Source organism: Marinobacter salarius (assembly GCF_032922745.1).
In the GTDB taxonomy this organism is placed as follows: domain Bacteria; phylum Pseudomonadota; class Gammaproteobacteria; order Pseudomonadales; family Oleiphilaceae; genus Marinobacter.
Genome location: NZ_CP136693.1, coordinates 1,322,857 through 1,347,653, shown reverse-complemented (window position 1 = coordinate 1,347,653; position 24,797 = coordinate 1,322,857). Strand labels below are relative to the sequence as shown.

At 58.5% G+C, this 24,797-nt stretch carries 25 protein-coding genes; 10 read left to right on the top strand and 15 right to left on the bottom strand.

The annotated features are described in order from the left end of the window. Position 1: 1 nt before the first annotated feature. The gene (coaBC, locus tag R1T46_RS06150; protein ID WP_317307684.1) at positions 2-1,216 is read right to left on the bottom strand and encodes a bifunctional phosphopantothenoylcysteine decarboxylase/phosphopantothenate--cysteine ligase CoaBC; all 1,215 of its coding nucleotides are present in this window, start codon (positions 1,214-1,216) and stop codon (positions 2-4) included. A gap of 163 nt (positions 1,217-1,379) precedes the next feature. Here coaBC and radC point away from each other — a divergent pair, with 163 nt between their 5' ends. The 3 genes from radC (at position 1,380) to rpmG (ending at position 2,673) form a co-directional block, all read left to right on the top strand. After that, entirely contained in the window at positions 1,380-2,054 is a 675-nt protein-coding gene (gene radC / locus R1T46_RS06145; protein ID WP_317307683.1) for a RadC family protein, read from the top strand. A 215-nt stretch (positions 2,055-2,269) separates the two neighbouring features. Continuing rightward, a complete protein-coding gene (gene rpmB, locus R1T46_RS06140) occupies positions 2,270-2,506 on the top strand; it encodes a 50S ribosomal protein L28 (protein ID WP_027829915.1) in 237 nt (78 codons plus the stop codon). 11 nt (positions 2,507-2,517) lie between these two features. Further along, complete coding sequence (gene rpmG / locus R1T46_RS06135) at positions 2,518-2,673, top strand: 50S ribosomal protein L33 (protein WP_008173465.1); 156 nt, start codon at positions 2,518-2,520, stop codon at positions 2,671-2,673. Between the two features lie 53 nt (positions 2,674-2,726). Here rpmG and R1T46_RS06130 read toward each other — a convergent pair whose 3' ends face one another. The 3 genes from R1T46_RS06130 to R1T46_RS06120 form a co-directional block, all read right to left on the bottom strand. Beyond that, entirely contained in the window at positions 2,727-3,587 is an 861-nt protein-coding gene (locus R1T46_RS06130) for an endonuclease/exonuclease/phosphatase family protein (RefSeq protein ID WP_317307682.1), read from the bottom strand. Positions 3,588-3,646: 59 nt separating this feature from the next. Continuing rightward, positions 3,647-4,285 carry a thiol:disulfide interchange protein DsbA/DsbL gene (locus R1T46_RS06125; protein ID WP_317307681.1) on the bottom strand — a complete coding sequence of 213 codons (639 nt, stop codon included), beginning with the start codon at positions 4,283-4,285 and terminating at the stop codon, positions 3,647-3,649. Positions 4,286-4,432: 147 nt separating this feature from the next. Further along, positions 4,433-5,041: a c-type cytochrome gene (locus tag R1T46_RS06120; protein WP_317307680.1), complete on the bottom strand. Its 609-nt coding sequence runs from the start codon at positions 5,039-5,041 to the stop codon at positions 4,433-4,435. Positions 5,042-5,215: 174 nt separating this feature from the next. On the opposite strand from R1T46_RS06120, the gene yihA reads away from it, so the two are divergent. After that, positions 5,216-5,842, top strand: a complete 627-nt coding sequence (yihA, locus tag R1T46_RS06115; RefSeq protein WP_317307679.1) for a ribosome biogenesis GTP-binding protein YihA/YsxC — start codon at positions 5,216-5,218, stop codon at positions 5,840-5,842. On the opposite strand, the gene R1T46_RS06110 is transcribed toward yihA, so the two are convergent. From R1T46_RS06110 to R1T46_RS06085, 6 genes are all read right to left on the bottom strand, one after another. Next, positions 5,843-6,841 (bottom strand): substrate-binding domain-containing protein, encoded by a 999-nt coding sequence (locus R1T46_RS06110; protein ID WP_317307678.1) that lies wholly within the window; start codon positions 6,839-6,841, stop codon positions 5,843-5,845. Between the two features lie 21 nt (positions 6,842-6,862). Then, complete coding sequence (locus R1T46_RS06105) at positions 6,863-7,390, bottom strand: gluconokinase (protein ID WP_317307677.1); 528 nt, start codon at positions 7,388-7,390, stop codon at positions 6,863-6,865. A 1-nt stretch (position 7,391) separates the two neighbouring features. Further along, positions 7,392-8,708, bottom strand: a complete 1,317-nt coding sequence (locus tag R1T46_RS06100) for a TRAP transporter large permease subunit (protein WP_036210847.1) — start codon at positions 8,706-8,708, stop codon at positions 7,392-7,394. Next, positions 8,708-9,292: a TRAP transporter small permease subunit gene (locus R1T46_RS06095; protein ID WP_041332510.1), complete on the bottom strand. Its 585-nt coding sequence runs from the start codon at positions 9,290-9,292 to the stop codon at positions 8,708-8,710. The genes R1T46_RS06100 and R1T46_RS06095 overlap by 1 nt, the downstream gene beginning before the upstream one ends. A 60-nt stretch (positions 9,293-9,352) precedes the next feature. After that, the gene (locus R1T46_RS06090) at positions 9,353-10,363 is read right to left on the bottom strand and encodes a TRAP transporter substrate-binding protein (RefSeq protein WP_036210843.1); all 1,011 of its coding nucleotides are present in this window, start codon (positions 10,361-10,363) and stop codon (positions 9,353-9,355) included. A 263-nt stretch (positions 10,364-10,626) separates the two neighbouring features. Next, complete coding sequence (locus R1T46_RS06085; protein ID WP_317307676.1) at positions 10,627-11,325, bottom strand: TetR/AcrR family transcriptional regulator; 699 nt, start codon at positions 11,323-11,325, stop codon at positions 10,627-10,629. Between the two features lie 230 nt (positions 11,326-11,555). On the opposite strand from R1T46_RS06085, the gene R1T46_RS06080 reads away from it, so the two are divergent. From R1T46_RS06080 to coaD, 4 genes are all read left to right on the top strand, one after another. Then, a complete protein-coding gene (locus R1T46_RS06080) occupies positions 11,556-13,001 on the top strand; it encodes a coniferyl aldehyde dehydrogenase (RefSeq protein ID WP_317307675.1) in 1,446 nt (481 codons plus the stop codon). A 52-nt stretch (positions 13,002-13,053) separates the two neighbouring features. Continuing rightward, positions 13,054-13,698, top strand: coding sequence for a hypothetical protein (locus R1T46_RS06075; protein ID WP_317307674.1), 645 nt, complete (start codon positions 13,054-13,056; stop codon positions 13,696-13,698). An 18-nt stretch (positions 13,699-13,716) separates the two neighbouring features. Then, the gene (locus R1T46_RS06070; RefSeq protein WP_317307673.1) at positions 13,717-15,309 is read left to right on the top strand and encodes a GMC family oxidoreductase; all 1,593 of its coding nucleotides are present in this window, start codon (positions 13,717-13,719) and stop codon (positions 15,307-15,309) included. A gap of 138 nt (positions 15,310-15,447) precedes the next feature. Next, positions 15,448-15,930: a pantetheine-phosphate adenylyltransferase gene (gene coaD, locus R1T46_RS06065; RefSeq protein ID WP_091642508.1), complete on the top strand. Its 483-nt coding sequence runs from the start codon at positions 15,448-15,450 to the stop codon at positions 15,928-15,930. Between the two features lie 45 nt (positions 15,931-15,975). Here coaD and R1T46_RS06060 read toward each other — a convergent pair whose 3' ends face one another. From R1T46_RS06060 to R1T46_RS06040, 5 genes are all read right to left on the bottom strand, one after another. Beyond that, the gene (locus R1T46_RS06060) at positions 15,976-17,268 is read right to left on the bottom strand and encodes a DUF945 family protein (protein ID WP_317307672.1); all 1,293 of its coding nucleotides are present in this window, start codon (positions 17,266-17,268) and stop codon (positions 15,976-15,978) included. 63 nt (positions 17,269-17,331) lie between these two features. Continuing rightward, positions 17,332-19,470 carry a polyphosphate kinase 1 gene (ppk1, locus tag R1T46_RS06055; protein WP_317307671.1) on the bottom strand — a complete coding sequence of 713 codons (2,139 nt, stop codon included), beginning with the start codon at positions 19,468-19,470 and terminating at the stop codon, positions 17,332-17,334. A 58-nt stretch (positions 19,471-19,528) separates the two neighbouring features. Further along, on the bottom strand, positions 19,529-20,524 hold the full coding sequence (hemB, locus tag R1T46_RS06050; protein ID WP_317308269.1) for a porphobilinogen synthase: 996 nt from the start codon (positions 20,522-20,524) through the stop codon (positions 19,529-19,531). Between the two features lie 138 nt (positions 20,525-20,662). After that, on the bottom strand, positions 20,663-21,694 hold the full coding sequence (locus R1T46_RS06045) for a lipase secretion chaperone (protein ID WP_317307670.1): 1,032 nt from the start codon (positions 21,692-21,694) through the stop codon (positions 20,663-20,665). A 179-nt stretch (positions 21,695-21,873) separates the two neighbouring features. Further along, entirely contained in the window at positions 21,874-22,095 is a 222-nt protein-coding gene (locus tag R1T46_RS06040; RefSeq protein WP_075194203.1) for a hypothetical protein, read from the bottom strand. Between the two features lie 271 nt (positions 22,096-22,366). Between R1T46_RS06040 and R1T46_RS06035 the strand changes: the two genes are divergently transcribed. Together R1T46_RS06035 and R1T46_RS06030 are read left to right on the top strand one after the other, a co-directional pair. Continuing rightward, positions 22,367-22,999, top strand: coding sequence for a TetR/AcrR family transcriptional regulator (locus R1T46_RS06035; protein WP_317307669.1), 633 nt, complete (start codon positions 22,367-22,369; stop codon positions 22,997-22,999). Positions 23,000-23,001: 2 nt separating this feature from the next. Then, positions 23,002-24,705, top strand: coding sequence for an acyl-CoA dehydrogenase family protein (locus R1T46_RS06030; protein ID WP_126811378.1), 1,704 nt, complete (start codon positions 23,002-23,004; stop codon positions 24,703-24,705). Positions 24,706-24,797 lie beyond the last annotated feature (92 nt).

The following is a 24,797-nucleotide window of genomic DNA, read 5'->3' as shown; positions in this document are numbered from 1 at the left end:
GTTACAGACCGCCAGCGGAGCCAGCCTTTGATTTGAGGTGTTCACCAATCAGCGCAATCAGCCGCTCGGCGATTGCCAACTTGGTGTCGGGCCCGATGGCCTCCCGGCCCTGTGGCCAGAAAGCGATCACAGCATTATTGTCACTGTTGAAGCCCAGCCCCGGCGCAGACACGTCATTGGCCACAATCATACTCAGCTTTTTGCGTGTCAGTTTATCGAGGGCATAGTGCTCAACGTCCCGGGTTTCTGCTGCAAAACCCACGGTAAAGGGCGCATCGGCACGCGCAGCTATGGCGGCGAGGGTATCAGGATTACGCACCAGCGACAGACTCATGCCTTCATCCGTTTTCTTGATTTTGTCGCCGGCACAGCTATCGGGGCGATAATCCGCCACCGCCGCCGTCGCAATAAACAGATCGCAGCCTTCATCCACAGCGCCACTTGCATACTCCAGCATGTCCTGCGCGGTTGTCACACTGCGAACCTCAACGCCCGCCGGCGCTTCAATGGACACCGGCCCACTGACAAGGACGACGTTCGCACCGGCCATTCTTGCGGCTGAGGCCAACGCATACCCCATCTTGCCAGAGCTGTAATTGCTGATATAGCGCACCGGGTCAATCGGCTCCCGGGTAGGGCCTGCGGTAATAACCACACGCCGCCCCGCCAGTGGGCCGTTGGTAGCACCGGAAATCAGATCAAACAACACGGTGGGCTCCAGCATTCGGCCCGCTCCCACATCACCGCAGGCCTGGGCGCCCTGGCCGGGGCCCCAGAGGGTTACCTGTGCATCCGCCGCCAGCAGCCCAATGTTTCTCTGGGTCCTGCGGTTGCCCCACATGGCCTGATTCATCGCCGGAGCCACCGCGATGGGGGCTTCTGTGGCACAGCACAGGGTGGTCAGCAGGTCGTCGGCCATGCCTTGGGCCAGGCGAGCGATGAAATCCGCGGAGGCGGGTGCAATCACCACCTGATCAGCCCATTTTGCCAGTTCTATATGCCCCATTCCGGACTCTGCTTCCGGATCCAGCAAAGAAGTTCTGACCGGCTCACCGCTAAGCGCCTGAAACGTCAGCGGTGTCACGAAGGCCTCGGCGCCACGGGTCATCACAACCCGCACCTCGTGACCGGATTTTTTCAGCAGGCGAACCAGTTCTGCGCTCTTGTAGGCAGCGATGCCACCGGTCACACCCAGAAGAATTCGTTTAGCAGCCATCAACGGCTCCGTATTCATCACGAAATTAAAGGCTTATAAGATAGCATGCCAGAGCGCTGCCGGCAGCCTCACTGCATGCTAGAATTCCAACTGATCACAGGGCACCACCGCCCCGGTATTCAAGGCGCAGGATGCGCGTCATCACGATAGAAAGGACTCCATAATGTCGAATTCAGACTGGCCCACCGACGAACGCCCGAGGGAACGCCTGCTGGCCCACGGCGCCGGCAGCCTGTCGGACGCGGAACTGCTGGCCATATTTTTGCGAACCGGCACCACCGGCATGCCGGTGATGGCGCTCGCCCGCCATCTCACCGAAGCCTTCGGTGGCCTGCGAGGATTGATGACCGCTTCGCGCAGGCAATTCTGCGACGTGAAAGGGCTCGGCACCGCAAAGTACGCTCAGGTCCAGGCCGCCATGGAGATGGCCAAACGGGTCATGGACGAGCCGCTTCGCCAGGGGGACCCATTGCGCTCACCGGAGGATACCCGGCGTTTTCTGTGCAGTCGCCTGGGAACCTACCCCCATGAGGTTTTCTCAGGCCTGTTCCTGGATAACCGACATCGGGTGATCCGCTATCAGGAATTATTCCGGGGCACAATTGACGGCGCGGCGGTCTACCCGCGGGAGGTCGTCCGGCAAGCCCTGGAGTTCAACGCAGCGGCCGTTATTTTTGCCCACAACCACCCCTCGGGGGTCGCGGAGCCCAGCCAGTCGGACATTTCACTGACTCGGCGATTGAAAGAAGCGCTGGAGTTGGTGGATATCAGGGTTCTTGACCATATGGTTGTCGGCCATGGTGAGGTAATATCACTTGCAGAACGGGGACTGATGTAAAGGGCCTGATGTAAACCCGGCGGTGCTTCGCCGGAAAACTGGCCAAATTCCCAACAAATTTTTGCGTTGGGGAGGCAGTTCTGGTATAAAAACGTCCCTTTCTGGCGGCGTCTGGCGAGCAGCGTGCATTTTTTGAGGCGCAGGTAGCAACCAGAGACCCGATTAAACGATTTAAATACGCATTTTCAGGACCAAAGCTCAGGTCGGAGGCAAGTATGTCCAGAGTCTGTCAGGTTACCGGTAAGCGACCGGTCACCGGTAACAACGTTTCTCACGCGATGAACCACTCACGTCGTCGTTTTCTGCCCAACCTGCAGAACCATCGCTTCTGGGTTGAATCAGAGAAGCGCTTCGTAAAGCTGCGCGTATCCACCAAGGGTATGCGTGTTATCGATAAAAAAGGCATTGACGCTGTGCTGGCCGATCTTCGTGCCCGCGGCGAGAAATTTTAAGGAGCCGCATCATGCGCGAGAAAATCAAGCTGGTTTCATCAGCAGGTACTGGTCACTTCTACACGACCAAGAAAAACAAGCGTAACACCCCGGAAAAAATCGAGATCAAAAAGTACGATCCGGTTGTCCGCAAGCACGTTGCGTACAAGGAAGCGAAGATCAAGTAAGATCTTTGTTACCCAAAAAACCCGGCCATGGCCGGGTTTTTTTGTGCCTGCCCCTAAAACGTTTCCAGATACCCTTTGGGCAACTTGATGTCCATGGCGATCGGCAAATGATCCGACACGGGATAGCTGACTACCTCTGACCGTCGTATCTCCAGGCTGGGACTGACCAGTATGTGGTCCAACGCCCTCTCCGGCCGCCAACTCGGAAAACTGTGGGCCGTCTCGGGCAACGGAACCAGGTTCGAATGCTTCAGCGGCGTGTTCCTCAACAACTGCTCTGCGTGGTTATTCAGATCCCCCATGAGAACCACATGCTGATACTCGGAAATCAACTCCTGAATATACGCCAGTTGCCGCTGCTGAGCCGCCTTGCTGAGCGAGAGGTGCATCATCACCAGCACCAGTGGATCTTCTTCGGCCCCATAACGGGCGATAATGGCACCTCTCCCCGGAATCAGTCCGGGCAAACGGTGCTCTTTCACATCCAGCGGACGATAACGACTCAGCAGGCCATTGCTGTGCTGAGCCAGCTGCCCAAGGTTCCGGTTGAGCTGCTGGTACCAGTAAGGAATACCTGAAGCCTCCGCCAGATACTGAACCTGGTTGATGTAACCACTGCGCAGACTGCCGCCATCACACTCCTGCAGGGCGACCACATCGTAGTTGCTCAGCAGGGTGGCGATACGGTCCAGATTCTGGATGCGGTTGCGATGAGGCAGAAAGTGCTGCCAGCTTCGGGTGAAGTAGTGACGGTAAGAGGAAGTGTTGATGCCGACCTGGATATTAAAGGTCAGCAGCCGGATGTGACGATGCGCTTCGAACGCTGGAACATGCTCATCGCCGGAACAAGCCCCGCGCGGGCCGTTCGTCGACCTGAGGATACCATTCAGCTGCTTGCGAATACGGTTGTACATGATGGCAGCTCAGACTCCTGACAAGACCCGGTCACGGCCAGCGGACCGGGTCTATGCGTTTACTCGGCCTGACCAGCACGCTCCTGCTCAATCAGGTAATCGACAACCTCCAGTACCGCTTCATGGCCACCCGCCATGGAAGCCGTGACCCTGTACTTACCATTCACAAGCATAGTCGGTGTGCCGGTAACACGCGCACCGCGAATCTTGGCCTGAGCCTGCTGCATTTTGGCGTTCACACCGAAACTGTTGTAATTCTTGAGAAATTCTTCACCGTCGACGCCGTGCCCTGCCACGAAATCGGCGAGAGCCTCACCCGAATTCAACGGGCGGCGCTCACCTGCAAGCGCGTCAAACAGGGCGTCATGAACCTTATCCAGCTCTCCCATGGCTTCCAGCGCGTAAAAGGCCTTGGCATGGGGTTCCCAGGAGCGGCCAAGGGCCGCAGGAATTTTTACGTAGTTGACGTCTTCAGGCAGATCTTCCGCCCAGCTTTCGACCAGCGGCTTGAAGGTGTAGCAGTGGGGGCAGCCATACCAAAAGACCTCAGCCACCTCGATACCACTCTCACTGGCGGTTCTCACCGGGGTATCCAGCACCTGGTAGTGCGTCCCTTCTTCCCAGTTGGCTGCGCTGGCCTGCGCAATAAACGACATGGCCAGGATGGATAGTGCGGTGGTCCGGATTAGTCGGATCATTCATGGTCTCCGGTTATCAGATTGGATGAATTGAAGGGATTATGACCCAGCAGGCACGAAAAGTTCCACCGTGCATGGATTAAACAGCGGCAACCCATAAAAAACCCCGCATCTGCGGGGTTTTTCAGTCGTAGCGCGTGCCAAACATCACTGAAGACCGGACACGTAGCTCGCAACGGCCTTGATCTCAGTATCGGTCAACTTCGCAGCCACATCCATCATGATGGACGCGCTCTGGCCAGCGTCACGTTCACCACCACGGTATGCCTTGAGCTGCTTTTCAACGTATTCAGCACTCTGACCACTGAGCCTGGGGTAGCCGGCAGGCTCATTGCCCATACCTCGAGGGTTGTGACATCCGGCACACGCCGGCACGCCAGAAGCCATGTTGCCACCGCGGTATAGCATCTGCCCCTCATCAACCAGATCGGGGTTGGCCTGAGCCACGGTGATATCCTGATTGTCGAAATAGGCCGCAAGATCCTGCAGATCCTGGTCAGACATGTCGCTTAAAAGGCCCGTCATTTCGGCAATTTCACGCTTGCCTTCCTTGATCGCAACCAATTGTTGGTACAGATACTCTTCGCCAATGCCCGCCAGCTTCGGGTAAACCGCCATGACCGGCTTGGCACCGCCCTGGCCATGACACCCGGCACACACTGCTGCATTTGCTTCGCCTGCTTCAGGATCTCCCGCCCCGTGAGCCATCGCTGTGAGGCCAACACCGAGAACAACTCCTGCGATCAGTTTTTTCATGCTCGCTCCGCTTCTCTCATCCAAAAGTTTTCTTCGTTATGCAGCCGGCAGGCACTGGCCAATAAGGCTCAAACCGGGGCTGTTCAGCAGCAACGCTCAGCGTACTGCCCGGATTTGGTGTAGCATTATACATTAATCCCTGATAACTGAAATCCAATAGGAATGCCAACACCCGTGTCATCAGACCTGACTCAAAAAAGCCTCTCGTTCAACAGCGCCCGGTTCCTGATCAGTGCCTCACGCCTGGAGGAATGCCCTCCAGACCACGGCTCCGAGGTGGCCTTCGCCGGCCGCTCGAACGCGGGCAAATCCAGCGCCATCAATTGCATCACCACCAACGGCAAGCTGGCCCGTACCAGTAAGACCCCCGGGCGCACCCGGCTGATCAATTTCTTCTCACTCAACCGGGAAAACTGCCGAATGGTCGATCTGCCCGGGTACGGTTACGCCAAAGTGTCCCGGGATATGAAAGACGACTGGCAGAAACATCTGGGCCACTACCTGAATGATCGCCGCTGCCTGCGAGGGCTGGTACTGGTCATGGATATACGCCACCCATTGACGGACTTCGACCAAATGATGGTGGAATGGTGCGAACATAACAACCTTCCACTGATGATTCTTGCCACCAAGGCCGACAAACTGAAATTTGGTCAGGCCAAAACGGCCATGATGGGCATTGCCAAAAAGCTGGAAGAGTTCCAGTGCGTGGAGCACCTGATTATGTTCTCGGCAACGTCAAAACGGGGAGTCGACGAATGCCGGGAGGCACTGACCGCCTGGCTGGAAACCGACGACTAACTAGAGCGTGCCTCCACGCTCTATCCGGTAGCCCAGATCGATACGCGGCTCGCTGATGCCGGCACCGCCCAGGCGGGCAAGCAGCTCCTGGGCCGCTCTCTGGCCCACGGCCTCCCGTGGTGTGATCACACTCGCCAGGGGAGGCACCATCACGCGGCCAACGTCGTGACCATGGAAACCGGCGATCGCAATCCGCTCTGGCACCGGAATGGCCCGGCGCTGACACTCGAAAAACGCACCAATCGCAACGTCGTCGTTGGTGCAGAATATGCCGTCAACGTCCGGATTCTCCTCCAGTATCCGCGCCATCAGGGTGGCACCCACACTAAAAGACGAGCGTTGCTCGCTGCGCAGGGTGACTGGCGTCAGCCCCTGCTCTTCCATTGCCCGGCTGTACCCTTGCTGACGTTGCAAGGTACGGGCATCCAGCCGCACGGCGAGATAGACCACGCGCCTGCGTCCAAGCCGGATCATCTCCCGCACCATATCATAAGCCGCGCTGACGTTATCAAACCCGACAGCCTGCTCGAACGGGGTCGAATGCGTGTCCATGATTTCCACGGTGGGCACCCCAGCGGTCTGAAGCATCCTCAGCGTGCGGCCCGTGTGCTGACTCTCGGAGAGAATCACGCCGTCCACGTTGTAGGACAGCAGCGATGACAGGCTGCGCTCCTCAATCTCGGGGCTGTAGCCGTAGTGAGACAGCATCAGGTGGTAACCGGCGGGCTCGGTAACCGCTTCCACACCCTTGATCACATCCGCAAAGACCTGGTTGGTCAGGGACGGAAGCAACACACCAATGGCGTGGCTGGTGGACTTGGACAACAGGTCCGGCGCGCGATTGGGGATATACCCCAGTGCTTCGGCTTCGGCAAAGATCCGCTCCCGCATGGGCTTGGAGACATTGTCTGCGCCACGAAGGCAACGGCTGACCGTCATCTTGGTAGCACCAACCCGGTCCGCAATGTCCTGCAATGTGGGACGTTTGTTCTTTACCATTTACGGCTCCAGCCAGAACGTTCAAAGAGGCCTATCATACCCGAGCCCGACAAGGCAGTGACGGATCACTTGCTCCGGCGTACCGGAGACATCGACGGCCACCGCGTTTTCACCCGGCCCCGGCTCCTCCAGCAAATGGAACTGGCTCTCCAGCATCGCGTGACCATTGAAGTAATGATCGGTTCGGCTGGAGTGGCGCGCCCAGATGGTTTCAAAATCCCCCTTGAGATAAACGAACCTGGTTTCAGGGCTGCCCCCCTGCAAACGCTCGCGGTAGACGCGCTTCAGGGCGGAACAGGCCAGCACCAGGCCACCCTCCTCCCGCCGGATCAACTTGGCGAGGTCATCCAGCCAACCGAGACGATCCTCATCGGTCAGCGGAATACCGGCTGCCATTTTCTCCACGTTGGCACGGCTGTGGTAATCGTCCGCGTCGAAAAACGGAACGCCGAGTTCCTGTGCAAGCCTGGCTCCGGTGAGGCTTTTGCCACACCCGGACACGCCCATCACCACGATTTTTGGTGTCTTTGGTGTCATCCTTTCACTCATGTCACTGCCACCATAGCGCCAATTGAGGGAACACAATCAGCAGACCAAGGGCGACCACCTGAAGCGCGATAAACGGCAGCAGGGCACGGAAGATCTCCCCCAGGGAGATGTCTTTTGGCGTCACGGTCTTGAGATAGAAGGCCGCCGGGCCAAACGGCGGAGACAGGAAGGACACCTGCATGTTCATGCAGAACACCACCCCGAACCAGATCGGGCTATAGCCCAGTTCCGTCACAATCGGCACGAAGATCGGCATGGTGAGCAAGGCAACGCCGACCCAGTCCAGGAACATACCCAGGATGAGCAGGATCAGCATCATGAACAGGATCGTCGTCAGGCCATGGCCACCGCTGACGGCGAAAACCATGTCGCGGACGAAATCGATACCGCCCATGAGGTTGTAGACGCCCACCAGAGCGGTTGCGCCGATACCAATCCAGATAATCATGCCGCACACCCGCAGCGTGCTGATGGTGGCCTTGCGCACCATGGCAAGAGACAGCTCACCACGAATCCAGGTGCTGATGGCAATACCCATCACGCCCAGGGCCGAGGCTTCCGTGACCGACGCCACACCGCCATAGATGCTCCCCAGCACCACAACCACGGACAGCAGAGGAAACAGCAATGCCTTGAAGAAGTTCGGCATTGGTGTTTCAGGCGTGTCCTGATCCGAGGGCAGCGGCGCCATCTCCGGCTTCAGCCAAACCCGGATCAACACATACCCCATATAGAGCAGCGCCAGTATCAGTGCGGGCAAGAAGGCCCCTTTGAACAGGTCGCCGATGGACACGTTGGCGGTCAGACCGTAGATAATCAGTACGATGCTGGGAGGCAGCATGGTGCCGAGTGCCCCACCGGCACAGGTGGTGCCAATGGCGAGTTTGCGGTCGTATCCGAGGCGCAGCATTTGCGGTAGCGCCAGGATGCCCAGCAACACCGTCTCGCCACCGATCACACCGGACATGGAGGCGAGGATCACGGCCACCACCAGCGTCTGGATGGCCACACCACCCCGGAGCTTGCGACCCAGGCGAGCCATGGCATCGAAAAGGTCCCGGGCAATGCCGGAATGATCCAGCAGCGAGGCCATCAACACGAACATGGGCACCGCCAGGAACACATAGTTGCCGATAAAACTGTACAGACGGCTGCTGACAATGGGCAGGGCATCCGGGCCAAACCAACCGAGCGCGAACACAAGAGCGACCAGACCGGTGGCAAACGCCAGTTGCATACCGGTCAGGAGCAATACAATCAGCATGACAAGCATCAACAGGCTGCCATAGCCGATACCAAGGGAGGCCAGTTCAAACATCATTTATCTCCCTTGCCACGAAGGTCGCGAATAAGGTGCAACAGGAACTGAAGCGTCATGACCGCCACCGCAACCAGGATGACCACCTTCAACAGCGCGGGAAACGGCGGGTTCCAGGCAGAGCCGGAGGTTTCCAGTCGCCAGCCACCCCAGGGCGCCAGTACGGCTTCGGTCGCCATCGACCAGCTGGCGAACAGCAGCATGCCGCAGAAGGCAAGTCCCAGCAGGTGGTGGACAACCCGCAACCATCGCTGGGCACGGTGAGAGACGGCGTCGTAGATCAATACAATACGCACGTGTCGATCGGTAGCCAGGGCATAAAGCCCGCCAATGACAAACAGTGTGGCACCGGCAAAGGTCACGGTTTCGTGCACCCAGAGCGTGGGGGAATCAAACACATAACGGCGGACAATCTCATAGAACGACACCACTACAATCGCGGCAAAGACCAGGCTCAGCCTCTTGCCAAGCCAGACAATGGCCTTGTCCAGCCAGGTAAACCCGACATCCTCGCCCTTATCAGGCTGGATATCTTCGCGATCAGAACCGGACGCCGGGGCATCTGTGTTGTTTTCAACGGACATAATGAACTCCTCGCTCCGGGTGCCCTATGGCCCCGGAGGCTGATATCGAGGGAACCTGTTTTAGAGGAGGCCCTGGGACTCCAGGTACTCAGTCACCGACTGGTAGACTTTCTCGGCATTGGGTGACTGCTCCGCGTAGACCTGCCACTGGTCACGGGCGATGGTCCGGAACTTCCGACGCTCTTCGGCGGACCAGTCGTGGATGGTAATGTCCGGGTTGGCCCGGGCTTCGTTGACAGCTTCACGATCGGCCATCGCCAACTGGGTGCTGATATCCTGGGCAAAGTCACGGGCGGATACCGTCATGATGGCCTGGATGTCCTCTGGCAGCTTGTTCCACTCCTTGAGGTCCATCGCGATTTCAATCAATGGCAACGAATGGAAACCAGGATTGACCGGGTGCGGCGCAATCTCGTTCAGACCGGCCTCATGGTTGGTGGAGAACACAGTGTAGTCCGCGGCATCAATCACACCCTTGCTCAACGCCGTGTAGACTTCAGACCCCGGCAGGTTCACGGGGGATGCGCCCGCGGCGGCGAACACGGACTGAACCAGCCCTTCCGGTGCGCGCATTTTCAGGCCCTTGAGATCCTCGACGCCATCCAGCGGTTTCTTCGACACAAACGACTCCACGCCGGTACCGCCACCGCCGACAAATTTCACGCCATAGGGCTTGTAGAGCTCGTTCATCAACTCATAGCCGCCACCATGGTTGATGTAGTCAATGAGCTGATCCGGGCTGGACCAGGCGCCAACGGTGTTACCGATCAGGCCGAATGCAGGATCCTTTCCCGAGAAATACCCGGTCACGGAAATATGGCCATCCAACACGCCCATTTTCATGGCGCCGAGGGTTTCGGTGTGGCTGACAACGCTACCTACCGGCAGCAGGTCAATCTCGACACGACCACCGGTCATCGCTTCCACTCGGTCGGCCCACGCCTGCTGGATCTCGAAGTTCTTGACGCCGGAAGGATCTGAAGACTGGAACTTGAAGTTGAAATCGGCGGCAAGGGCATTGCACGCCAGGGTGGCTGACAGAAGGCCAGCTGCGAGTCTTGTCGGGAACATATTGGTATCTCCTGATTGTTTTTGTGCCGGCGCATGTTACCGGTAACATTCACGAGTTTATTGGATTTAAAACGCTCTGACAAGGATGCAATGGAAGGTCGGTTTGGAGGGGGGTGGCATAAAAAGCCGACCTGCCAGAAGACAGGCCGGTGAAACGTCAGGGTTTGCGACGTGCTAAAACCTGAGAACTCACTCAGGAGACACCGAGAATGTCCGAATCCCCGATGTCGTAATTATTGACACGCCAATTGATCAAAAGTTCCTCAATGATTCCGGATGGGTTCGCCCTGCCCTGAAACCGGTGCGTCGACCGAATCCGGCAAACGCGGACGATACTTCTCCCGCAAGGTCATCACCTGCTCCCGGTAATCCGCCGTCAGATAGGGAATCTCCAGGGTCAGCACTTGATAGATGCCCTGCTTCAGCTCGGTCAGAGTCAGGCTAGCAGAGGCCTCAGAGGCATGGGCAGTTTTCAGGAAAGCCATCCAGTTGGTAATGACCAACCATACGTTCAGGGACATCGCGGAACGCAGCTCTTCGGGCTGAGGCTCGATAATCCCTGCCTCCGCCAATTTCTCGAATATCCGGCTGATCGCCGTCAGACAGCGGTTGGTGAACTCGCGGTAGTCCTGGCGCAGGCGTTGGTCACTGTCGAGCAGGTATTCCAGGTCGCGGTGAAAAAACCGGTAGCTCCAAAGGCCATCGAACACCGATTCGAGATAGAAGGTCAGGTCGTCCAGGGTAATGGGCCGGTTCTCCGGGATATCCAGGTAAAAATCCACCAGCTTTTCATACTCGAGAAAGATCTCGTAAATGATGTCGGACTTGTTACGGAAATGGTAATACAGGTTGCCCGGCGATATCGCCAGGTGAGCGGCGATGTGGTTGGTGGTTACGTTGCGCTCTCCCCTTTCGTTGAACAGATCAAGGCTCGAAAGAAGAATCTTGTCTCGGGTTTTCATAGGCTCAGCAATGCATGTTGTTATGTGGGCGTCTGTGCTTCGGCGCTGCGATCCGTGGATGGCCCGATCAGCCATTAGGGCCAGCTTGACTACCTAGAGTATATACTCTAATAATAGCCCCAAGCGCAAACTGAATACTTTTTCACCAACGCATTCCGGAACTGTCGCCGGTTCCACGAACAATAAGGGCGGTGATCCGGCATGGCCCGGAGCCGCGAGGAGAGAGCGATATGGTAGTCACCGTTGTCCAGCTGACTGAAAGCAAGAAGCACATCCAGCACACGCATCGTGTGTTCGAGGACCAGAAGAAGGCGTTTCGCAACAACCCGATGCCGTCACTGACCGAGCGTCAGGAGAACCTGAAGCGCCTCAAGCGCGTACTGCTGTCCAACCAGGATCGCTTACTGGACGCGATAGACCGGGACTTCAGCTGTCGTTCGAAGGACGAGTCGCTGATTGCAGAAGTGATGCCGTCCATTCAAGGCATCAATTACACCCTGAAAAACCTGGAAGGCTGGATGAAGCCCTCCAAGCGGCATGTGTCCGTGTTGTTCCAGCCCGCCAGCAACCGTGTTCATTACCAGCCCAAGGGTGTTGTGGGCGTCATCGTGCCCTGGAACTACCCGCTGTATCTGGCCGTTGGGCCGTTGGTGGCCTCACTGGCTGCGGGTAACCGTACGATGATCAAGATGTCTGAGTTCACGCCGCACACCTCTGCTTTATTCAAGGAGATTGTCGAATCTGCGTTTCCGGAGGACCTGGTCTGTGTGATTAACGGTGAGGCGGATGTCGCCGCAGACTTTTCCAGCCGGCCCTTCGACCACCTTCTGTTCACCGGCTCCACGTCAGTGGGCAAGCTGGTGATGCGGGCAGCCGCGGAAAATCTCACGCCGGTGACGCTGGAACTCGGCGGCAAGTCGCCTGCCGTCGTATCGCCGGATGTTCCGATGGAAGACGCCGCCCAGCGTATCGCTTTCGGCAAGGCGCTGAATGCGGGTCAGACCTGTGTGGCACCGGATTATGTGTTGTGCCCGGCGGACCGTGTGCAGGCGTTTGTGGATGAGTATCGCCATCAATTTGCGGCGATGTATCCGAGCCTGCGGGATAACGAGGATTACACGGCGATTATCAATGAGCGCCAATACGAGCGTCTGCAGAGTTATCTTGAGGATGCACGGGAGAAAGGTGCGGAGTTGATTGAGATCAATCCGGCCAGTGAGAACCTGAAGGATGGCACCCGCAAGATGCCGATTACGCTGGCGCTGAAGACCACGCCGGATATGAAAATCATGCAGGATGAGATTTTCGGGCCGATTCTGCCGATCATCAGCTATGGCAACCTGGATGAGGCGATCCATTACATTAATGACCGTCCTCGCCCGCTGGCGCTGTATTTCTTCGGTTACGACAAGTCGATGCAGGAGCATGTGGTCAACCAAACCCATTCCGGTGGCATGTGCATCAACGATGCACTGATGCACGTTGCCCAGGATGACCTGCCGTTTGGTGGTATCGGTGATTCGGGGATGGGGCATTACCACGGCAAGGAAGGTTTCCTGACGTTCTCTCATCAACGGGCAATTTTCAGTAAGCAGAAGTTCAACAGTGGCAAGTTTGTGTATGCGCCGCACGGAACGACGGCTCACAAGATGATATATAAGTTGTTTATTCGGTGACTTGGGTGCTGGTCGCCGGCCAACAAAAGACAATAAGAACAAGAGAGTCGTTATGCCTGAAAGCCTTTCTCGATCCGTGCAAACGGACCTTCCCGATACCACCATGGACCGTCGGAGTTTTCTGCGGACCGGGCTTGGTGGCGCCATGTTCCTTGGTACGGTGAGTGTGACCGCTGGCCTGTCCGGCTGTGCAACCGCGCCCGCCGGGCGGGACTATCCGATGCCGGGGGCGATGGACCAGAGCTACGAGTTCCAGTTCCTGACCCGCGATGACATTGTGCTGTTCCAGGCGCTTCTGCCAGCCATGGTGGGCCCTGGGCTGACTGAGGAGCCCGTGGTTCGCCGCCAGCAGATTCAGGCGACGATTGAGCGCATTGATGCCGGGATTCACCAGTTCGGACCAGCCAACCAGAAGGAGTTGAGGGGTCTGTTTGACCTGCTGAACTTCGGGCTGACACGGGTGACGGTGGCGCGGGTCTGGTCGAGTTGGGAGAACGCCAGCACGCAGTCCGTGGATGCCTTCCTTGAGCGCTGGCGCACCAGTGGTGTTGGGCTGTTCAACAACGGCTACATCGCCCTGACCAAAGTCAGTAACGTGGCTTTCTATGGCCACGAAGACCACTGGCACCTCTCCGGCTACCCCGGACCACCCGCCTGGGCCGTGGACGCCCTGCCCCAGTTCAAAGACAACGCCTGAGCCAACCGGAGCATTATTATGTCGTTAACGGATCGTATTGCCCGTGGGCTTGAGGCTGGCTGGAAGGTCACCGACGGTGCCACCCTGACACAGAACCAGACCCACGAAGCCGATGTGGTGATCATCGGCACCGGCGCGGGGGGCGGCACCACGGCGGAGATTCTGGCGAAAGCCGGGCTGTCGGTGATTCTGGTAGAGGAAGGCCGGTTGTATCACCAGAAAGATTTCAAGATGAACGAATTGGACGCCTATGCCTCCCTTTACCAGGAGGGCATGAGCCGGGTCACCAAAGACGGCGCGATATCCATTCTGCAGGGCCGGTGTGTGGGCGGCTCCACTACGGTGAACTGGACCTCAAGCTTCCGCACGCCGGCACCGACGCTGAATCACTGGGCCAGCCGTTTCGGGCTCGACGACCTGACCCCGGCAGCCATGAAGCCCTGGTTCGACGGCCGCGAGCAACGACATAACATTGAGCCCTGGCTGGCCGAGCCCAATGTGAACAACGACATCCTGCGCCAGGGTTGCGAGGCCCTGGGCTGGTCCTGGGAGGTGATCCCACGCAACGTCAAAGGCTGCTGGAATCTGGGTTACTGCGGCGTGGGCTGCCCCACGAACGCCAAACAGGGGGCTCTGACCACCACTATTCCTGTCGCCCTCGACAACAACGCCCGACTGTTCCACGGTCTGCGGGCCGACAAACTGGTGATGGAGCAGGACAGAATCAGCCACCTCCAGGCCTCGGCCATGGCGGCGGACGGTGTCACCCCGTCTGGCTTCACCATTGAACTGCGAGCCCGGCATTTCGTGGTAGCCGCCAGCGCCATCGGCTCACCTGGCCTGCTGCTGCGTTCAGATATTCCCGACCCGCACGACCGTATTGGCAAGCGCACCTTCCTGCACCCGGTCAACGCCACCATCGCGGAAATGCCTGACACCGTCGATCCTTACTACGGTGCCCCTCAGTCGATCTATTCCGACGAATTCAACTTCTCACAGGGCGTCGACGGACCCGCCGGCTTCAAACTGGAAGTACCGCCCCTGCACCCGGCCATGTCCGCCGGCGTGGTTCCCGGCCACGGCGAACAACAGATCCGCGACCTGTCGAAACTACCCCGGCTGAACTCCGTCATCGCCCTGCTGAGAGACGGCTTCCACCCCGACAGTACCGGCGGCACCGTCAGCCTCCGCGACGACGGCAGCCCGATCCTGGACTACCCCGTCAGCGACTACCTCTGGAAGGGCCTGAAAGACGCCTTCTACAAAATGGCCGAAATTCAGTTCGCCGCCGGCGCCCAGAAAGTCCGCATCATTCACCTGGATTCCCCCTGGTACACCTCTTGGGCCGACGCCAAAGCCGGCATCGACAACCTCGCCATGGAACCCCACCGCGTCCGCCTGTTCACCGCCCACCAGATGGGCGGCTGCGGCATGGGCCGCAACCCGGAAGAATCCGTGGTCAACGGCTTCGGCGAACACCACCACGTGGCCAACCTCAGCGTCCACGACGCCTCGATCTTCCCAACAAGCATTGGCGCGAATCCGCAATTGTCGGTTTATGCACTGGCTGCAAGGAATAGCACCAGACTGGCTCAAAAACTCAGGAGTTAAAGAAAGGAGCCCCGCAAGAAATTTGAGGTCTTCCTAGGCAGGTACGCAGTCCGAAGTCGTAACCAGCGCAAAAGTGCAACATTTTGGTTCGAGAAGAAGGCTGCTATCCTGTGCGCTTCCGGTGAAAAGGAGCTCCGAATGCCAAAAGTCATCTACCCGGGTACGTTTGACCCGATCACCAACGGCCATACCGACCTCATCGAGCGCGCGGGCCGACTCTTCGACGAAGTCGTCGTCGCTATCGCCTACAACCCCAAGAAGTCCCCGCTACTGACATTGGAAGAACGCTGCGAACTGGTGGAAAAAGCCACCGCCCACCTGCCCAACGTCAGCGTCACCGGCTTCAGCAATCTGCTCGCCGATTTCGTCCGGGAACAGAACGCCACCGTGATTATCCGCGGACTGCGAGCCGTCTCCGACTTCGAGTACGAATTCCAGCTAGCCGACATGAACCGCCGCCTGGCGCCGGAAGTGGAAAGCGTGTTCCTGACACCCTCCAACCACCTGTCGTACATCTCCTCCACCCTGATCCGCGAAATCGCCTCACTGGGCGGTGACGTCTCCGAATTTGTCGACCCGGCCGTGGAAGCCGCGCTCAAACAGAAATTCATCAAGGACTGACAAACGGGAAAGCGTTGCCCATACCGGGCAGCACAGAACAAAGGATCAGAATATCGGTGGCAGCGGAATCACGTTGCCATTGATATCCAGGGCCAGATCTTCCAGTGTGCCCTGGATTCGCAGGCGGTCACCCTCCTGCACCACCATGCCCTGCTTGATCAAAGGCGCCACCTGCATCCCCAACTCCGGATGCTGCTCCACCAGGGCCAGCGGCATGCTGACATCCAGGTTGCCGGTCAGCCGCTGCATCACCATCATCATCTGGTCTTTCTCGTCGTCAGACAGCGACGGGTGCTGCACCATGATCTCGCCATTGACCGGGCCATAAGGCGTGGCAAAGGACAGCTCCGGAAACCCGAATGAAAAACCGTTGGCCGCAAGCCCCAGCATGGCCTGATTGATCCGATTCATGGATTCCATCTGCTGCTGCATCATGGCACTCGAGTCGCCGCCTGCAGTGTTGAGAGCAGCCGCCTGCATGTCCGTCATGGCGGTTGTCAGGTCACTCCAGCTTTGCACGTCCAGGCCGCTTAACACCATTTCCATACGGTGAGGGCCGAAGCTCTCGTCGTCCGCCGTTACCTTTTCCAAAGTAACGACAGCCTCGGAATCAATGCTCTTCCCGTCATCGTCGGTAGTAGTCTCACCACTCATCGAAAAGTCGTCAAAGCGAAGGGTCGGCTCGCCCCGGGCCGCCACTTCAAGCCGCGCCAGCGACATGTCCCCGTCACCCAGCCAGACGTCGCCTGCCAGGTGTTCCATGGTCTGTTCAAGGCGAAAATCCTCGATACTGATGCGCAGGTCTGGCCCCCGAATCACGGCGCCTGGCCAGAGCATAAGGATATCGGCCTGTGACCCATTGCCACTGATTTCTGCCCGGCTAAAGCTTTCCGACATATCAAAGGACTCGCCGGTTTCCTCGTCGATCACACTCACAGCCGGCACGGAAAGCTCGGCGATCGCCGTTCCCCACAGGCGGGTCTCCAGGGTCAGCCGGGGCTTTTCGTCAGGGAAGATCTTCTCAACTTCAGCGTCAAGCTCAGGAGGCGGGGTAAAATCAATCAGGCTGCCGGTAACCCCATGGCTTACCCGTGCCTGATAGTCGAATGAGTGCTCGTCGCCGGTGTCCGGATCCTGGATCGTGATGGTGCCGGCGAACTCGGCTCCCATGTAGCCCCGGTCATAATCGCGGGTTTGCAGCTTGAACAGGGGCTGCGCCTGATTGACGTTCGCCGTGACACTCTGCCACTGCTGTTCGGTTACATAACCAACGGCCCAGGGCGCAGCTACACCAACAGCCAGTACGGCTGCACCGGCAACCATCCATTGTTTTTTCAACTGCCTTTACTCCATTACAGCGCCCACATCGCCTGCACTGGGGCAGGCGTATGCGGGTTATCGTTATTTCCCGGTCAGGCGTTCAAGCAGGACCAGTTGGGACGCGAGGCGATCCTCGCCCTCGGCTGCCTGATTCTGAATGTAACTGCCGTCTGGCTGCAAGACCCAGGACTGGCAATTGTCCGCCAGATAGGTGTCCAGGTCTTCGCGGACACGGGCAATCAACGCCGGATCCTCAATCGGAAAGGCCGTTTCCACGCGGCTCAGCAGGTTCCGCTCCATGCCGTCTGCGCTGGACCCATAGACTTCCGGCCGGCCGTTGTTGCCGAAATAGTAAACTCGGGTGTGCTCCAGGAAACGGCCAATGATGGAGCGTACCCGGATGTTGTCCGACAGCCCCGGCACTTCCGGCCTCAGGCAGCATATGCCGCGGATGATCAGATCGATTTTCACGCCAGCCTGGGACGCGCGATACAGCGCCTTGATCAACTCGCGCTCTGTGAGGGCGTTAAACTTGAAAATAATCCGGCCTTTGGGCCCCAGTTCCGCTTCACGGTCCACCAGGCCCAGGAGACGGGAATGGAGTGTGAAGGGTGAGTGAAACAGCTTCTTGATCTTCAAGGCCTTGCCCATCCCCGTCAGCTGCTGGAACAGCTTGTTGACGTCGTCACCGATGGATTCGTCGCTGGTCATGTAGCTGTAGTCAGTGTACAGGCGGGCGTTACCGGCATGGTAGTTCCCGGTACCCAGGTGTACGTAACGCCGCAGTTTTCCTTCCTCACGGCGCACGATCAGGATCATCTTGGCGTGGGTCTTGTAACCCACCACACCGTAAACCACGATCACACCCGCTTCCTGCAGCCGGCTGGCCAGCTCCAGGTTTTCCGCCTCGCTGAACCGGGCTCGCAATTCGATGATCGCAGTCACCTCCTTGCCACGCCGGGCGGCGTCCATCAGCGCTTCGACGATTTCCGAGTCGGCACCGGTGCGATACAGGGTCTGGCGGATAGCCAGGACCTGTGGGTCTTTTGCAGCCTGCCGCAACAGGTCGGTCACGGGACTGAAGTTTTCATAGGGATGCAGCAACAGCAGCGGGCGCTTGCGGATGGCATCGAACATGGATTCCTTGGCACGGATCTGCCTTGGAATCGACGGCGAAAAGCCGGAATAGGTGAGGTCCTGGCGATCCACCAGCCCACCGACGGCCATCAAACGTGTCAGGTTGACCGGGCCGTGAACCTGATAAAGGTCACGAGCCGTCAGTCCAAACTCGCGCAGCAGAAAATGCACCAGTTCTTCCGGGCAGTTGTCCGCCACTTCCAGCCGCACGCCGTCGCCGAAGCGCCGGCTCAGCAATTCGCCGCGCAGGGCGGAGGCCAGATCTTCAAGATCGTCCTCCAGTTCAAGGTCCGCGTTACGGGTCAGGCGGAACTGATAGCAGCCTTTCACTTCCATGCCGGGGAAGAGCTCATCGGTGTGGGCGTGGATCATGGAGGACAGGAACACCAGATTGTCGCCCCCGTTGCAGACGTCATCGGGCAGTCTCACCAGGCGCGGCAGCGAACGTGGCGCAGGCACAATGGCCATCCCGGTTTCACGACCGAAGGCATCCTTGCCGTCCAGTTCAACAATGAAATTCAGGCTTTTATTGACCAGACGCGGGAACGGGTGCGAGGGGTCCAGCCCGATGGGGCTGACCACCGGCAGGATTTCCTCTTCGAAGTAACGGCGCACCCAGTCGGCCTGAGCCTCGGTCCATTCACGACGCCGGACGAAGTGAATGTTCTCCTGCTCCATCTCGGGGATCAGCACGTTATTCAGGATGTCGTACTGTTCCCGGATGTACTCATGGGCCACCCGGCTGATTTCGCCCAACACCTGCTCCGGCATCATGCCGTCGGAGCCCAAGGTTTCACGACCATACTTGATCTGCTGGCGTAGGCCCGCCACCCGGATCTCGAAGAACTCGTCCATGTTGCTGCTAAAAATGCAGCAGAACATCAGCCGGTTAATCAACGGATGCGTGGTATCCAGGGCCTGCTTGAGCACCCGGTAGTTGAACTGAAGCTGGCTCAGTTCGCGATTGAAATAGTTTTCCTGGGCGGCCACATTAACATCCACGCCGGGGGATGATGCGTCCACAGGCGCCGGCACGTCCGGAACATCGACAGCCTTTAGCTTGTTTGCAGATTCAGTAGTCATTGCTTACTGCTTCCATTTATCAGAGACCATAAGGCACCCTGCTGTTGACTGTAACCTGTCAGGTGCGTTTATCACGCATCAGCCGTGCAGCCCTGACGGCGAAATAGGTAAGGATGGCGTCTGCACCGGCACGGCGCATGGCCATCAGGCTCTCCATCATCACGGCGTCGCCATCCAGCCATCCGTTCTCCGCAGCGGCCATGTGCATGGCATACTCGCCACTGACCTGATAGACGAACGTTGGCACCTGCAGTTCCTGTTTTACCCGGTGAACGATATCCAGATACGGCATGCCGGGTTTGATCATCACCATGTCGGCACCCTCGGCGATGTCCATCACCACTTCCTGAAGCGCCTCATCGCTGTTGGCCGGGTCCATCTGATAGGTGGCTTTGTTGCCTTTGCCCAGGTTGCCCGCTGAGCCGACCGCATCACGGAACGGCCCGTAATAACTGGAGGCATACTTGGCAGAATAGGCCAGAATACGGGTGTTCACATAGCCAGCGGACTCCAGGGCCTCGCGGATGGCGGCGACTCGGCCGTCCATCATGTCGGACGGCGCCACAATATCCGCACCCGCGTCGGCATGGGACAACGCCTGATTGACCAGCGCCTCCACGGTCACGTCGTTCAGCACATAGCCATCGTTGTCGATGATGCCGTCCTGGCCATGGGTGGTGAATGGGTCCAGTGCCACATCGGTAATAACACCCAACTCCGGGTAGGCGTCCTTCAGCGCACGCACCGCACGCTGGGCCAGGCCATCGGAATCCCACGCGCCAGATCCGGACAGGTTCTTGTACTCCGCAGGCACCACGGGAAACAGCGCCACCGCCGGAATCCCCAGAGCCACCAGTTCGGCCGCCTGTTCCACCAGAAGATCAACGCTCAGGCGCTCGACGCCAGGCATGGAAGGCACGGCCTCCCGCTGGCCTTCGCCTTCCAGTACGAACACCGGAAAAATCAGGTTGTCGGCACTGAGCTGATTCTCCCGTACCAGGCGCCGGGAAAAACCGTCAACCCGGTTACGACGCAGACGAGTGGCTGGGAACATGCGATTGGCCGAAAAGCTCACGGAATACCTCCTGTGGAAAATGGGGCTACCGCCCCATCATACACGCCCATAAGCGGCGGTGGCAGGGCTTACAGCCGAGCCACACCATCAGGCTACTACGTTCAGATGAAAGGACTGTTACCGGATGGAATCAAGGGCCTCGGCACGCAGCTTTTCAGCACCTTCGAAATAATCGTCCCTGAGCGCGTCAATGGCGGCTTTGCGCTCCGGACCCGCAAGCCCCATGTCGTCAAGCTCCGCCAGATCCTGGCTGTAGGCTTGCCACTTGGCCTCCCATACCTGTTGTTCGGCTTCCACTTTCTCCAGTTCACGGGCGGCCTCGGCACCAAAGCGTTCCTCCCTCCAGGCGCGCAGGGCGGCGGGATCATCCGCAAATTCCGACTGCGCACGCTGGTAGTCGGTGAATTTTCGGGTTTCCCGGCGAGCCTGGCGTAGCGGTTCCGGTAACGCCTCCTCAGCATTTGCCAGCGCCTGCTCCCGCTCGCCATCCGACAGCGACGAGTCCGTTCGGATACGCAGTTGCTCGACCTGGAACCTATCAACAGCCTCGTCCGTTGCAAAAAAGGCGTCAGCGGTTTGCGCATCCATCCAGGTGCGTCGCAGGGCACGTATTTCCGCCATTCGCCGTTGCATGTCCTCTGCATTCGTTGTGGAGGCAGCGCCGTAAGCTGCCTCCAGGTCACCCAGAGCCAACTTGTAGTCCAGATAATCCCCCAGGGTGTCCAGGGCTTCCGATCGAGCTGGTTCTTCAAGTCTGGCCAACGCCTGCTCTATTCGGGCAACCAGTTGGGGTAACGTCTCCTCGCCCAGCGCCGCCAGGTAATATTCAAACAACTGGCGCAACTGCGGCGTGGGGACCAGGGAGCCATTAGCGTCGGTTTCGACCCAGCCGCCAGGCACGCTGGTTCCCGCCAGCGACGCAGGCAAGGTATCCGGCACCGCTACCGTGGTTTCGCCCACCAGTTTTGAAGGCGTCCCACGCCCGGACTCCGAATCCGCTATGGGCACAACGCTGCTATCTGTATCGGTGGTTGCATCAACCGTTTCCTGGGAGGGGGTCGGGGTATCACCAAAGAAAATGACCATGCCCGCCGCGATCAGCGCCATAACGACGAGCGCCGTGGTTGCAAAACGAAGGAATCCTCTCATGAACGCGGCCTGTCTACGGGTCGAATGTGGGGTAAGTAACGGTCATGGTGCACGGAACACGCTATCCTGCAGAACGCAGCATAGAGGAATATGGGATACAGCGGTGAGACCGGCGTCAAAACAACCGTAAGCCACGAACGCAAACAGGCCGCAGCCTCAGAGGCTGCGGCTTCATGAATTCAGAGGGAGCGATTATTGAAACCGACATCCACCTTGCGGGAGGGGTCCGAACGGAATGCTGTATCCACTTCCTGAATTCTGCCGCCCTGGCTCAGAAACGATTCAATATCCTGCTGAAGCTGAGCGCGGATTCGCGCACGGCCGGCAATGGAATGTGTATCGTCGCTGTCATGTGTCCAGCTACCGGATTGCTCCAGATTGCTTTCGTCGAATTCACTCATGATTTTCTCCATCAACGAAAACAGTACAACGAGCGCGCCAAGCCTGTTATGGCACGGCCGCCCCATCTCGGCGGATGCGTCTTACTACCTGCCTTGGCGTCTTTATAATCCGCTTTCAGTTGCAGCGCTATTTCCTGACAACGATTTTTTTGTAACTTTTTTGTAAACAACTCCACAATATTGTTTTTAAAGAATAATATGAACCAAGCTATACTGTTCTATTGATTGACACAAAGAATGAATAATGATTCACTACTTATAAGGAACCCGCATGGCCTATCGGGAAACGGAAAAGATGCGCAATCGCAAGGCTGAGGCCCGTAAGCGCATTATCGAATGCACATACAGATGCGTTGCCGACGGCGGCTTCCGCAGCGCCCAGATAACGCGCATCGCAGCGTGTGCCGGCGTTGCTACGGGAACCATCTACCGACACTTTGAGTCCAAGGAAGATCTGTTTGCAGAGATCTTCAGGATTGCGACACAACGGGAAGTCGACAAAGTCGCTGAGGCACTGACCGCCGAAGACAATGCCGCTTCCCGTCTGGAAGTGGCCCTTCGCCAGTTTGCGGAGAGAGCCCTGAGAGGTCCGGTGATGGCCTGGTCGCTGATCGCGGAGCCGGTAGACCCGAAAGTTGAGGAAGAACGCCTGAAGTTCCGCCGCGCCTACGCTCAACTTTTCGAGCAGGCCATCCGGGACGGCATCAAAGAGGGTTGCCTCCCGGATCAGGATGCCAGGCAAAGCAGTACCTGCCTTGTAGGCGCCATTGCCGAAAGCCTTGTGGGGCCTCTGTCCCCGGCACAGGCTGACACCACGGAGCAGGCAGAGACCAACGACCACGATCCGCTGGTTAACTCCATCATTTGCTTTTGCATGCAGGGGTTGACTGGCACCAGGAGATAAACATGAAGGCCCGCCAGCCCCTGCAGCAGGAAACCGCAACTCCCTCCAGTGACGACCGCTACCTGGCGGTTACCCACGAGGTCTTCAATCAGCCACCTGCTCTGGAGGATTACAACCTCTTCGAACAGGACAAGGCCCTGCAGGAGGCGGTCGCCCGGGAGGGCGCCGCAGCAGCGACCAGCGACCTTAAGCAGTTTGGTGCTTTCGCCGGCGCGGCGGACACCATCGCGCTCGGCTTCCATGCCAACGAGAACAAACCGGCGTTCAATACCCATGATCGCTTTGGCCATCGCACGGATCAGGTGGACTTCCACCCCGCCTACCACCAACTGATGTCCACAGCGATGGAAAACGGCCTCCACAGCAGCCCGTGGACCAATCCCGGCGCAGGTGCCCATGTCGCGAGAACGGCCAAGTACTACATGCACTCCCAAATTGAGGCCGCCCACTGCTGCCCCATTACCATGACCTTTGCCGCCGTTCCATCAATCCGCAAACAACCGGAACTGGCCGCGGCCTGGGAAAACAAAATCCTCGCCAATAACTACGACCCCCGAAACCTGCCGGACAGCGAAAAACAATCCGTCACCATCGGCATGGCAATGACGGAAAAACAGGGTGGCAGCGACGTCCGGGCCAACACGACTCGTGCTTACGCCATCGGTGCAGAAGGCCCGGGGCAGGCCTATGAACTGGTCGGCCACAAATGGTTTGTATCTGCCCCCATGTGCGACGCCTTCCTGGTGCTTGCCCAGACCAGAAGCGGCCTGTCCTGCTTCCTGATGCCACGCTGGCGGCCGGACGGCAGCAAGAACCCCTGGCAGATCCAGCGCCTGAAGAACAAGATGGGCAACGTCGCCAACGCCTCCAGCGAAGCCGAACTGCGCGGCGCCCTGGCGTGGATGGTGGGCGAGGAAGGCAGAGGTGTACCGACGATCATTGAAATGGTCGCCATGACCCGCTTCGACTGCATGATCGGCAGCTCCGCCGGCATGCGCCAGGCACTGGCCCAGGCGTCCCACCATTGCCGCCACCGCAGCGCCTTCGGTGGGCGACTCAGCGAACAGCCGCTGATGCAGAACGTCCTCGCCGATCTTGCACTGGAAAGCGAAGCCGCCCTGGCCTACACCATGCGAATCGCAAAATCCCTGGACAGCCAACATCTGGAGCACGAGCGCCTGCTGGCACGACTGGCAACACCGGTTGGCAAGTACTGGATCTGCAAACGCACCCCCAACCACGCCTACGAAGCCATGGAATGCATCGGCGGCAGCGGCGTGATGGAAGACTGCATCATGCCCCGACTGCTGCGGGAATCCCCGGTCAACGCCATCTGGGAAGGCAGCGGCAACGTCCAGTGCCTGGACACCCTGCGCGCACTGCAGAAAGAACCAGACACCCTCGACGCCTTCTTCAGCGAAGCCGCCGAAGCCCGCGGCGCCGACGCCCGCTTCGACCGCTTCCTGGCCCAGTTGCAGAACGACTTCGCCGACATCAGCGACTTCGAATACCGCGCCCGCAACCTGGTGGATCGCCTGGCCCTGTTGATGCAGTCGTCACTGCTGCTGAGAAACTCCGACCCTGCGGTCGCCGACGCCTTCTGCGCCTCCCGCCTGGAACACAACGGCGGCCTGAACTACGGCAACCTGCCCTCCGGCACCGACCCGGCGGCTATTATCAAACGGGCGACGCCTGTAGTAGGCTAATTTGGACCTTCATCAGTCTGTCGTGGTGGTAGACTTAAGGGACTCCACCTGAATAGTTGGCGAACCGGTGGGGAAGGACTCTCCAAAACTGT

What these genes read in the sequence shown, in the direction of transcription:
- coaBC (WP_317307684.1), bottom strand. Translation starts at nt 1,216, where the DNA reads ATGGCTGCTAAACGAATTCTTCTGGGTGTGACCGGTGGCATCGCTGCC.
- radC (WP_317307683.1), top strand. Translation starts at nt 1,380, where the DNA reads ATGTCGAATTCAGACTGGCCCACCGACGAACGCCCGAGGGAACGCCTG.
- rpmB (WP_027829915.1), top strand. Translation starts at nt 2,270, where the DNA reads ATGTCCAGAGTCTGTCAGGTTACCGGTAAGCGACCGGTCACCGGTAAC.
- rpmG (WP_008173465.1), top strand. Translation starts at nt 2,518, where the DNA reads ATGCGCGAGAAAATCAAGCTGGTTTCATCAGCAGGTACTGGTCACTTC.
- R1T46_RS06130 (WP_317307682.1), bottom strand. Translation starts at nt 3,587, where the DNA reads ATGTACAACCGTATTCGCAAGCAGCTGAATGGTATCCTCAGGTCGACG.
- R1T46_RS06125 (WP_317307681.1), bottom strand. Translation starts at nt 4,285, where the DNA reads ATGATCCGACTAATCCGGACCACCGCACTATCCATCCTGGCCATGTCG.
- R1T46_RS06120 (WP_317307680.1), bottom strand. Translation starts at nt 5,041, where the DNA reads ATGAAAAAACTGATCGCAGGAGTTGTTCTCGGTGTTGGCCTCACAGCG.
- R1T46_RS06110 (WP_317307678.1), bottom strand. Translation starts at nt 6,841, where the DNA reads ATGGTAAAGAACAAACGTCCCACATTGCAGGACATTGCGGACCGGGTT.
- R1T46_RS06105 (WP_317307677.1), bottom strand. Translation starts at nt 7,390, where the DNA reads ATGAGTGAAAGGATGACACCAAAGACACCAAAAATCGTGGTGATGGGC.
- R1T46_RS06100 (WP_036210847.1), bottom strand. Translation starts at nt 8,708, where the DNA reads ATGTTTGAACTGGCCTCCCTTGGTATCGGCTATGGCAGCCTGTTGATG.
- R1T46_RS06095 (WP_041332510.1), bottom strand. Translation starts at nt 9,292, where the DNA reads ATGTCCGTTGAAAACAACACAGATGCCCCGGCGTCCGGTTCTGATCGC.
- R1T46_RS06090 (WP_036210843.1), bottom strand. Translation starts at nt 10,363, where the DNA reads ATGTTCCCGACAAGACTCGCAGCTGGCCTTCTGTCAGCCACCCTGGCG.
- R1T46_RS06085 (WP_317307676.1), bottom strand. Translation starts at nt 11,325, where the DNA reads ATGAAAACCCGAGACAAGATTCTTCTTTCGAGCCTTGATCTGTTCAAC.
- R1T46_RS06080 (WP_317307675.1), top strand. Translation starts at nt 11,556, where the DNA reads ATGGTAGTCACCGTTGTCCAGCTGACTGAAAGCAAGAAGCACATCCAG.
- R1T46_RS06075 (WP_317307674.1), top strand. Translation starts at nt 13,054, where the DNA reads ATGCCTGAAAGCCTTTCTCGATCCGTGCAAACGGACCTTCCCGATACC.
- R1T46_RS06070 (WP_317307673.1), top strand. Translation starts at nt 13,717, where the DNA reads ATGTCGTTAACGGATCGTATTGCCCGTGGGCTTGAGGCTGGCTGGAAG.
- coaD (WP_091642508.1), top strand. Translation starts at nt 15,448, where the DNA reads ATGCCAAAAGTCATCTACCCGGGTACGTTTGACCCGATCACCAACGGC.
- ppk1 (WP_317307671.1), bottom strand. Translation starts at nt 19,470, where the DNA reads ATGACTACTGAATCTGCAAACAAGCTAAAGGCTGTCGATGTTCCGGAC.
- hemB (WP_317308269.1), bottom strand. Translation starts at nt 20,524, where the DNA reads ATGTTCCCAGCCACTCGTCTGCGTCGTAACCGGGTTGACGGTTTTTCC.
- R1T46_RS06045 (WP_317307670.1), bottom strand. Translation starts at nt 21,694, where the DNA reads ATGAGAGGATTCCTTCGTTTTGCAACCACGGCGCTCGTCGTTATGGCG.
- R1T46_RS06040 (WP_075194203.1), bottom strand. Translation starts at nt 22,095, where the DNA reads ATGAGTGAATTCGACGAAAGCAATCTGGAGCAATCCGGTAGCTGGACA.
- R1T46_RS06035 (WP_317307669.1), top strand. Translation starts at nt 22,367, where the DNA reads ATGGCCTATCGGGAAACGGAAAAGATGCGCAATCGCAAGGCTGAGGCC.
- R1T46_RS06030 (WP_126811378.1), top strand. Translation starts at nt 23,002, where the DNA reads ATGAAGGCCCGCCAGCCCCTGCAGCAGGAAACCGCAACTCCCTCCAGT.